The sequence below is a fragment of the Pseudoalteromonas sp. Z1A6 genome, assembly GCF_011378745.1.
GTDB lineage: Bacteria > Pseudomonadota > Gammaproteobacteria > Enterobacterales > Alteromonadaceae > Pseudoalteromonas > Pseudoalteromonas arctica.
The window spans coordinates 1-11,013 of sequence record NZ_WTKW01000131.1 but is presented as its reverse complement, the minus strand read 5'-3'; the positions used below and the strand labels follow the sequence as shown (position 1 = coordinate 11,013).

General features: G+C 40.3%; 6 protein-coding genes. 1 reads left to right on the top strand and 5 read right to left on the bottom strand.

The annotated features are described in order from the left end of the window. Positions 1-24: 24 nt before the first annotated feature. Entirely contained in the window at positions 25-1,749 is a 1,725-nt protein-coding gene (locus tag GQR46_RS10060) for a sodium:solute symporter family protein (protein WP_007587184.1), read from the bottom strand. Between the two features lie 10 nt (positions 1,750-1,759). Next, complete coding sequence (locus GQR46_RS10055) at positions 1,760-2,023, bottom strand: DUF4212 domain-containing protein (protein WP_007377498.1); 264 nt, start codon at positions 2,021-2,023, stop codon at positions 1,760-1,762. A 414-nt stretch (positions 2,024-2,437) separates the two neighbouring features. Here GQR46_RS10055 and GQR46_RS10050 point away from each other — a divergent pair, with 414 nt between their 5' ends. Continuing rightward, on the top strand, positions 2,438-5,878 hold the full coding sequence (locus tag GQR46_RS10050) for a PAS-domain containing protein (RefSeq protein WP_165727298.1): 3,441 nt from the start codon (positions 2,438-2,440) through the stop codon (positions 5,876-5,878). A 117-nt stretch (positions 5,879-5,995) separates the two neighbouring features. Here GQR46_RS10050 and GQR46_RS10045 read toward each other — a convergent pair whose 3' ends face one another. The 3 genes from GQR46_RS10045 to GQR46_RS10035 all read right to left on the bottom strand — a co-directional run. Then, the gene (locus GQR46_RS10045) at positions 5,996-8,641 is read right to left on the bottom strand and encodes a DUF2339 domain-containing protein (protein ID WP_165740861.1); all 2,646 of its coding nucleotides are present in this window, start codon (positions 8,639-8,641) and stop codon (positions 5,996-5,998) included. Between the two features lie 126 nt (positions 8,642-8,767). After that, positions 8,768-10,129 carry a hypothetical protein gene (locus GQR46_RS10040; RefSeq protein WP_165727296.1) on the bottom strand — a complete coding sequence of 454 codons (1,362 nt, stop codon included), beginning with the start codon at positions 10,127-10,129 and terminating at the stop codon, positions 8,768-8,770. A 164-nt stretch (positions 10,130-10,293) separates the two neighbouring features. Further along, positions 10,294-11,013: GGDEF domain-containing protein (locus GQR46_RS10035; protein ID WP_240922900.1), on the bottom strand; the 720-nt coding region annotated here is incomplete at its 5' end.

The following is an 11,013-nucleotide window of genomic DNA, read 5'->3' as shown; positions in this document are numbered from 1 at the left end:
TAAACTATATCTATAAATTATAGCCTAGTGGTCGTGTGCTTCTGCAGACCCTTTTGGGTTACGAATGCTTTCAACCATTTCTTGAATTTCAACCGGTGTAGGTTTAGTAAACTTAAGAACAATTGCAGCAACTGCAAAGTTAATAATCATACCAATTAAGCCAATACCTTCAGGCGAAATACCTAAAAACCAGTTTTCAGGGCTGTTTAGCTCTGGGCTAACAAACTTGAAGAAGATGATATACGCAGCGGTAAAGCCAATACCCGTTACCATGCCTGCAATGGCGCCTTCGCGGTTCATTGTTTTAGAGAATATACCCATAATAATTGCTGGGAAGAAACTCGCTGCCGCCAAGCCGAATGCAAATGCCACTACCGATGCCACAAACCCAGGCGGGTTAATACCAAAGTACGCGGAGATAACAATAGCGACCATGGCTGCCAACCTCGCTGCAAGTAACTCTTGCTTGTCGGTAATATCGGGCTTGAGAGTTCGCTTGAGTAAATCGTGCGAAACGGAGGTCGAAATAACCAGTAGTAAACCTGCTGTTGTAGAAAGTGCAGCGGCAATACCACCAGCAGCTACAAGTGCGATTACCCATGCTGGTAAGTTAGCAATCTCTGGATTTGCTAATACCATAATGTCGCGGTCTACGTTTACTTCGTTAGCACTGTTCGGATCGGTGATTTTACCCGCCGTGTAGAACATTTTGCCATCGCCGTTTTTATCATCAAATGTAATTAAACCTGTGCGTTCCCAGTTTTTAATCCATCCAGGTGCTTCTGCGTAAGCTGTACCGCTACCGTCTTTACCATTAATAGTATCAACCATGTTTACTCGAGCAAAGGCTGCAACCGCAGGTGCTGTAGTATAAACAATCGCGATGAACACAAGTGTCCATGCTGCAGAAATACGCGTGTCTTTTACGCGAGGTACAGTGAAAAAGCGAACAATTACATGTGGTAAACCAGCAGTACCTACCATTAACGCGCCAGTAATAGCGAACACGTCAATCATGCTCTTAGAGCCTTCGGTATATTGCGCAAAACCAAGTTCAGCGCTTAAGCCGTCTAGTTTATCAAGTACGTACACGCCATCGCTGCCAATTAATGTGGCACCAAAACCGGTTTGTGGGAAGAAATGACCCGTCATCATCATCGAGATAAAAATGGCTGGTACAAGGTAGGCAAATACAAGTACACAATACTGCGCTACTTGTGTGTAGGTAATGCCTTTCATGCCGCCAAGTACCGCATAAAAGAATACAATCACCATACCAATGTAAACACCGGTTTCAATTTCTACTTCTAAAAAGCGTGAAAATACGACGCCTACGCCACGCATTTGCCCTGCAATGTAAGTAAAACAAATGAATATGGCACATACAATTGCCACTAAACGCGCGGTGCGTGAGTAGTAACGGTCGCCAATAAAGTCTGGCACAGTAAACTTGCCGAATTTACGTAAGTAAGGCGCTAAACACATGGCTAATAGTACATAACCACCTGTCCACCCCATTAAGTAAACGCTGCCATCGTAACCTGCAAACGAAATAATACCCGCCATTGAAATAAACGACGCGGCGCTCATCCAATCGGCAGCCGTTGCCATACCATTAGCAAGAGGAGGTACGCCGCCGCCTGCTACATAAAACTCTTTAGTTGAACCCGCACGGGCCCAAATTGCTATGCCGATATAAAGCGCAAAGCTTAAACCAACAATTATAAACGTGAGTGTTTGAACATCCATTGCTTAGCTCCTATTCGTCTACGCCGTATTTTTTATCTAACGTATTCATTTTGAAAACGTACACAAAAATCAAAGCAACAAAGGTATAAATCGCGCCTTGCTGGGCGAACCAGAAGCCAAGTTTAAACCCAAAAAAACGCACTTCATTAAGTACATCAACCAGTAATATGCCAAAGCCGAAAGACACGATAAACCACACTGCTAATAGTTTAAATAACAGCGAAATGTTTTCTGCCCAATAAGCTTTTGCTTGTTCTTCATCTTTAAAAGCCATTTTTGTTTTCCCCTTTAAGCACCGCAATATCGCGATGAGTGGTTTTTTATCTTCGCTTACCAATTTAGCAACGCTGGTTACATATTGAATTGAGACCATAGTCGCAACAGCTTGTTAACGTTTACGTAAACTGTATTTATCATTCAAACGTATTTTATACATTTTCATTTTATTTCAATTGGTTAGCTTAATTTTTTGAATTGGCTTTACTATTAAATTGGTAAGTTGTTTATTAATGCGACATTAGTCTAATGCTTGAGATGATTTTATTTTTGTTATTAATATTCAATAAGATAGAAATAAAATGAAAGTTTTATTTTAAATTCAAGCCTCACACTTAACCTCAGTTCTGGTATTGTGTTAATCCCTCATAGGGTTGAGGGACTATTTAAAATAATAAGGTTTAATAACAACATGACTGCCGTACTCATTATTGTTGCTTTAAGTTATATAGGTGTGCTGTTTTGGCTCGCCAATTGGGGCGATAAAACAACCCCTTTGGCGAAGCGTATTAGCCATCACCCTTTTGTGTATTCACTCTCACTTGGGATTTACTGTACCTCTTGGACTTACTACGGCTCAGTGGGTACAGCCGCCACCAGCAGCTGGAGTTATTTGCCAATATTATTGGGCCCTGCGCTGCTGTTTTTATTCGGCCAAGGGTTTTTACGTAAGCTGGTACTGGTAAGCAAAAAACAAAACATAACGACTATTGCTGACTTTATTTCAGCTCGTTACGGCAAACGCCAAACTACCGCTATTATGGTTACTGTAATCGCCTTACTGGCGACTATTCCCTACATTGCACTGCAATTAAAAGCGCTTAGTACCAGCTTTTTACTTTTGCAAAACAGTAATAAAATATCAGGCGATATGCTCGCGCTTTCTGCCACATTAATTATGGCCTTATTTGCAATATTTTTTGGTACCCGCAAAGTTGACGTAACAGAGTATCGCTCTGGGTTAATGCTTGCTGTCGCGTTTGAATCGATGATTAAACTTATTGCACTTATTGCTGTAGCAGGCCTTGCTGTTTACACCTTATTTAATATGCCAGAGCCTACTTCAAATAAAGTAACCGAGTCGATTTGGGCCCATTGGAGCGACTTTAACTTCTTTAGCTTTAACTTTATTGGCCAGTCTTTAATGGCTGCGGCCGCTATTATATGTTTACCACGCCAGTTTCATGTAACCGTGGTCGACAATCAAAACAAACGCCACTTACTTACCGCTCGCTGGGCTTTCCCGCTGTATTTACTATTAACTGCCGCAATGATTTTACCTATTGCGACTGCGGCAATTCATCCTGAAATTGGCAGCGGCTATTCACCCGACAGCTTTGTACTTGCCCTACCGTTAATTAACGACAACGCCTTTTTAACTACCTTTGTATTTATAGGTGGTTTATCGGCCGCCACCGCAATGATAGTGGTAGCAACGCTTACATTAAGCACGATGATTTCAAACGATGTGGTATTACCCCTAATGCTACGTCGTAAATTTAAACGCAACTTAATTACTACCAGTTATAAGTCTCGAATTTTACTTGTAAGGCGCTTTGCTATTGCAGGCATATTAATTTTGGCCTATTTCTATCAACAATGGTTTGGCCATAGCAGCGCGCTGGCAAGTATGGGCTTAGTTGCTTTTTCACTTGTTACTCAATTATTACCCGCTATTGTGGGCGGTTTATACTGGCGAAAAGGCCATGCTTATGGGGTTTATGCAGGTTTAGTAGCGGGCTTTATTTGCTGGGTACTATTTTTAATGCTGCCAATACTCGATGCCGGAGCAACGCTTGATAGCGAGCTACAACAAACGCTTATAACGCGTGGAACCTTGATAGCTTTGTTTGCCAATATTGGGTGTTATATTAGTTTTTCACTTGGGGCTGAGGAGCGCTTAATTGATAAGATTCAGGCAGCTGCTTTTGTTAACCCTAAAGATCAGGCTATTTTATCAAGGCGCTTAAATAAAGACGTAAAAGCCACTGTTTACGACTTTAAAATACTACTACAAACCTTTTTAGGTATTCAGCGCAGCCAACAAGTATTGGCGCATTACGCACTCGCCCATCACTTAAGCGATAACAACGCACACCCAGAGCCTGAATTTATAGCCTACTGCGAACGCGCGTTAACAGGCGTGCTGGGCGCATCTTCCGCACAAGCATTAATACATACGGTATCGTCGGGTAAGCGTATGGCGTTTGAAGAAGTTGTAAACTTTTTTGACGAAACCACACAAGCGTTGCAATTTAATCAAAATCTGTTATTTACCTCACTCGAAAATTTAAGCCATGGTATTTCAGTTGTCGATAAAGATTTAAAGCTAGTAGCTTGGAATAAACGCTACAGCGAAATGTTTGGCTATCCTGAAGGATTTTTAGAAGTAGGCCAACCCATAGAAGATATTATTAGATACAACGCTAACCGTGGTGAATGTGGCCCTGGCGAAATAGAACGCCAAGTAGAAAAACGTGTGCAGCATTTAAAATACGGCAGCTCGCATCACTTTATTCGCCACCGTCGTAATGGCCAAGTATACGAAATGATTGGTAATCCGCTGCCCGATGGTGGATTTGTTACCAGCTTTTCGGATATTACCAATCACATAAGTACGCAAAATGCGCTTGAAGAAGTAAACATGGATCTTGAAAACCGCATAGAAGCGCGAACTCAAGAAGTGCAAACCATTAATAGAGACTTACAAGCTCAAATAGATAGCCGTGTACAAACCGAGCAAGCACTTACTTTAGCCAAACGAGAAGCAGAGCAAGCCAACGACAGTAAAACGCGCTTTCTAGCACTGGCGAGCCACGACATTTTACAGCCGTTAAACGCAGCACGTTTATACCTTGCTGCCATTGACGAAAAGCAACTCGACAGCACTAACCAAAACAGCTTTGAAAAATTAGGCGACAGTCTCGATTCAACCGTGCATTTAATGTCGGCACTACTTGAAATAGCCAAGCTAGAACAAGGCGCTATGACCCCAACCCCTCGCCACTTTTATATTGAAGATATTTTAGCGCCATTGCAAAGTGAGTACGCTATTTTATCAAGTGATAAAGGCCTTAAGCTTAGTGTGCGTTCACACCAGCAAATTGTGCACAGCGATATAACCTATTTGCGCCGAATTATTCAAAACTTGGTCTCTAATGCAGTTAAATACACCGATAATGGCCGTGTATTAATTGCCTGTAGGAACCGAAAGCACAATTTACGAATAGAAGTATGGGATACAGGCCCTGGTATTAGCGAAGTAGAGCAAGCAAAAATATTTAACGACTTTTACCGTGTTGAGTCGGGCGATAACAAAGGCGTAGGCTTAGGCTTAGGTGTTGTAAAACGTATGGCTGATTTATTAAGTTTGCCGCTTGATGTGCATTCTGAGCCTAATAAAGGTAGCCGTTTTAGTATTGAAGTACCTTATGGAGACGAGCAGTTTGTACAACAAAAAAGTACTACAAACAGCTTAATAGAAAACCGTGCAGCAATTAATATTGTTGCTGTAGACGACGACCCTGAAAACCTAGCTGCAATGGCAAGCTTACTTAAAAAGTGGCAAGCTAATTACACACTGTTTGATAATGTAAATAATGTACTGGCGCACGCTAAAGAAAACGGTGCACCCGATGTTATTTTAATGGACTATCAATTAGGTAGTGACTGCGATGGCATAACGCTAATTAAAACCCTGCGCGAAATTTGGCAAAGCCAAGTACCCGCTATTTTAATTACCGCAGTACGCGACACCGAGCTTAAACAAGAAACCAAAGCCGCTAATATTCATTATTTAAGTAAACCAATTAAACCGGGCAAACTAAAGGCACTGCTTAATCACAGTACATAGTCATCTAGTTAAAAGTATTCTAGTAAAAAGTGCTCTAGTTAAAAGCTATCAAGTAATAGCGTAAAACAAAAAGCCCAGTATCTTCACTGGGCTTTGCTTTATAAAGTGTTTATAAAGTTAAACTGGATTTACTCGGCTTCTAAGCTTTTGGAACAACCAACTTAATCCCACCAACGAAAGTCCTAATCCAATAAACGAAAGCGCTTTAAGTAAGCCCTCCAAGTTAGCCATATCAATTAAAAACACTTTAACAATAACTGCAGCTAGTAAGCCTAAGCCTATTTTTTGTATTAATAACTGGTTTTTTAAATGACCAAAAATAACAGTACCCGCCCCCATTACTAACCAAATAACAGAGTAGCTATAAAGCTCTGCATTACTTGCGCCTTTTGATAAGTAAATATAAGGCCCTTGCCAGTATTGGCGAATAAAGCTGTTTATTGCCAATAATATAAACCCACCCGCAACGGCCAATATAAATGGCGTAGCTTTAGCGTTTATTGGTTTTACAAGCTTGGCCAGCCAAAGCGTTAATCCTGCAGGTACTAACCACAATAGTAATAACCAGTTAAATATTGGCAGCTCACCTATGTAAAGTGATTCAAATAATGGGTTGTCGTCAAGCAGTGTTTTAATAGCAAAAAGCCCTGCTAACCCTACAAGTGCAAAGCCCGCCACTTGGTATAACTTAGCTAAAGTACCGGCAAGTTTTGCTCTGTGTAAATACACACACCCTAATGCCAGCCAGTTACAGGTAAGGAGTATTTGTTCGTAAAAGTTAAGTGAATCAAATTGCGGATAATGCCCTACTAACTGATAACTTGTTTCGGTTGTAATAAAAAGTGCTAAACAATGAAGGGCTGCACCTTCTAACCATACTTTTAATTGAGATGCTTTAAAGCACCTAGCTGCGGCAAAAAATAACGCAATACATAACGGATAAACCACAATGCTCCAATGCAAACCAAATACCGTGAGTGCATCGTAACTTGGCGTCCAAGGTGAAAGCGTAAGGCGCAGTAATAACGCAGCAACCAAGGCTTTTATAGGCCAATGTGGCATAGGCACGCTATAGCGTTTAATAAGTACGCTTATAAGTAATACTTGTACAGCAAGAGCAATGGTTAGGCCGCTGTCACTTAGTAGCATGGTAATTGCTAACGTAATATTGGCATTAGCGCCTACCCAATAAGTAAAACGCTGAAATAGCGTTGTATTATGTTGCGCGAGCTTTATTAAAATAGCGGCGACTACAAACAATACAACGGCCCAAAGTGGATATGCAGTACTTAACGCGGAATTAGGAATAAGCGTATATAAAGTCGCTATCATTACAAATACACTAAATGCTCCCGTAATATGAAACGCTAAACGCTTAATCTGTTTTTTACCGTAATAAAGCCCAAAAGCGGTAAGTAACAATCCGAGTAATAAACCCAAACCGTATTCATTTTTGAATACAAAGAGGGCGTCATCAAATAGGTTTGGCGAAAGATGCGTGCGCTGAGCGCCTATCACTAATAGTGTTGAAATAACTAACGCTACGCCCTGCCAAACATCCCAACGGCTATTTTTAAGGACTAAAAACAACACCAATACAATACTCAACACGCCGATTGTTTGCCACTGCATATCAAAGTGACTTATTAGCATGGTAAATATTAAGGGCGCCATAAAGGCGAGTAATAATGCATGATCTGGAAGCACTTTAATTAAGCGTTTTAAACTGTGCGGGCGATGTTCAATAACATTCAGTTTTAGACCTAAGCGCGGTATAGCAATTAACCCAATAATACTAAGTAAAGCAAATGCCCCCATTAACCAAACGGTATTAATTTTAAGTAATGTAAAACCAACTAAATACCAACCAATATGCCCTGCCCATAGTAAATACCATAGCCAAATACGTTGTACTTTATGTGCAACTAACGCGGCTGACAAACTTACAAAGCCAACATACATAAATAATGCAAACAAGTTACCACTGCCAGTGCTAACCCATATTGGTACGCTGTAAGCGCCAATAATACCAAGCACGGCCAATAGCGGGCCTAACCTAAGCGCCATCGCGCTTGCACTAATTGCTATAATAGCTAACGCAAAAAATGCCACGGTAGGGCTAAGCATATCGTAGCTACTGTAAGCTAAAAGCGTTAAAGCAAAACAGGTAATAAACCCGCCGCTTGCAAGCGCTGCGGGTATGTAATTATTAAAGCCTTCAAATACAATGCGTTTATGGTGTAAATAAGCTGCGGCTGCAATTAGGCCAAGCCCAAATAAGCCACCTAAACTCAACCTCATTACAGGCGATAATAATCCAGCTTCTAGGCTGTATTTAGCTAAAAATATGCCCCCAAACGCAAGCGCTATTGCGCCTATCCAGGTCATCCAGTTCTCTTCAAACCCTGCGCGTAATTTATTAAATAGTAATTCTATGGCTGATGCTTCAGCTGGTTTGGCTTTTTTAGGAGGCGCTGATAGCTGATTTATTACAGGTGGCGACACGCTTTGGGGCGTTAAGTTTGGCTGTGCTTTATGAGCAATTGGCTCAGATCTTGAAAGCGCTGCCTGAGCCGTAGATGCTTCACTTTGAGGTTCACTTTGCGATATCGATTTATGTGTTTGTAGATGTGTTATTTTGGCCCTTAAAACAGCAACTTCTTGTTTTAATCCATTTAACTGCACTAGCGCTATTAAGCCGCAAATAGCACCGGCAACTACAACCAGTATTACTATGACGGCTAACCCAACTAAATCATCCATGGCACACTCTTATTAATTATTATGCCCTGAGTGTACCTAATTATTAATGAGTAGGTAAATTTTGTTCAATAAAAAAGCCTAAGTACTTAAAGTGCTTAGGCTTTATGCTACTTAATATGTTTAGATTTATTCAACACTATCGGTAATAGTGCGCTCTAGGGTCATTTTATAACCTGAGCTTGTTGTTTCATCATGCTCTAAAATCAATATGTAGTTACCCTCTTGTGTAAAGTCCATATCGCTTTGCTGAATAAGCACAATTTGCTGGCCATTATCTTCATATACAACATAAACCGTGTAAATTTCGTTATCTACAACCTGCTCTTCTTGGTCATACTTATCTAGGCCATCGACTACGTTACTGGTGTCGTCTACCGTTTCGCCGTTAAGTGTAAAGTACACATCTACATCTGAAACCGATTGCCCTGCGTAGCTTTCAATTAGGTTTACAACCGATACCGTATGGCTGTAACTACTTGGTGTTAGGTTTTCTTCAACGCTCAACATACGTAAACCGTTATCAACGTCGTTATAAAAAATACCCACCGCACTTTGCTCACGCTCTAGCGTCATTAAAAAGTTATCAGCTAGTTTTGTACCTTCTTCGTCGTACATCGCTACGCTGTAACTATTAGGCGAAAGTTCAACATAATCGGTATAAGAGTCACTAGCGACTATATTTGTTGTGTTTACAGTTGTACCGCGTGTAGCAGAAAAGCTCACTGGCGAGTAGTCATCAACCGTATTTATAAAACGTAATTGCCCCAGGGCAGATTGATGTTTAAGCTCAGTAACGTAGTTGTTATCGGTTACTACATCAAGCGTAATACCGCCTTCTTCTGTAGCGTAACTTGGGCGGATCATTGCTACATAGCTTGCTTCGTCGTATAAATAAACAGATGACGACTCGTACACAACATCACTGCTGCCCGCTTCGGTTATGTAAATAGTGTAATAACCTTCATCAACGCTTTGCAGATCTAACTCACTTAAATATTGAGCCGATGAAAAAAGTGTCGCGCTTTCAAATACGCCATCATCAGTTGCTAAGTAAATATCGTAGTTAGTATCCTCCCCTGCAATATTATAAAACCCTAAGTTAAACTCACCCGTATCGCTTGTAATAGGTACGCTAAGCTCTGTAAATGTAGGCTCATCAAAATTGCCGCTCATTACTACTAACTGTGTTTTGTCACCTTTAATAGAAATTTCTTGGTCGCTAATTGTTATATAGCTGTCGTTAGCATCTAGGTACTCAAAACTTACATCATAAGTGCCTGTGCTGTAGTTATGGCGAGTAGTTACATCGGCAAAATCAGCGCCTGAACGTTCTGTTTCTTCAACAAATAGACGTGTGTATGGGCTGTTATACGAGCCATTATACATTTGAATGTAGCCTGTTGAGCTTGAACTATCATCAGAGCCACAGCCCGACAAAACAGTAATTAGAGTTAAGGGTAATGCAGCTTTTAAAAGGGAGTTGGTCATTAAGGTTATTCCTTATTATTAATATCCCCATTATGACCCAAACATTCTATTTTAATTTCATGATTTACAAAGCATTACCCTCACTGACATTTCCTTACGAAAACGTTAAAAAGTGTAGTAAATGTGCAAACAATAAGGACGTGTTTTTATATAATTAAAAACGCTTACGGGGCAACTTCAAAACGATCTCGGCCATTCTTTTTAGCTAAATATAAAGCTTGGTCGGCGCGTTTCATTACTTTATCTAAAGGCTCATTAGGCATTTGCATTGCAACACCTATACTCACTGTTAAGTGGCGAATATTTTGAATATTAATAGTATGCGCAATGGTAATTAATTGCTGTGAAAAATCACAAGCTTGCAACATGTTGCTTATAGGTAAGTAGCCACCAAACTCCTCACCACCTAAGCGAGAAAATTTATTATTATGTACAAAAGCATTGTCATATTTGGTTGCTAATTCTTTAAGTACTAAATCACCGACATCGTGACCAAATTCGTCATTAATAGCTTTAAAGTGGTCTATATCGATAATTAAAATAACGTAAGGCGAGTTCTGAGCATCTTTAGCGTGCTGATAAAAATAACGTCTGTTATGTACCTTGGTTAAATCATCAATAATTAGCTCACGCACTAATCGATTATTAATACTTTGTACAAAGCGCATCGTTTTAAATAAACCATAAGAAGTTAAAAGCATGCCGCTGGTTCTGCATAAATCTTCAAAATAAATACTTACCCAGTAAGGCTGTCTCACTATCTCATCGATTAAATCAGCTGTATTACCCATGGACCAAAGCATTAATCCGAGAGTCGAAAATGTATATGCAAGCTTTGAAAGTTTGGAGCACTGAACCATCCAAAATAAAAAAATAAGAACAAT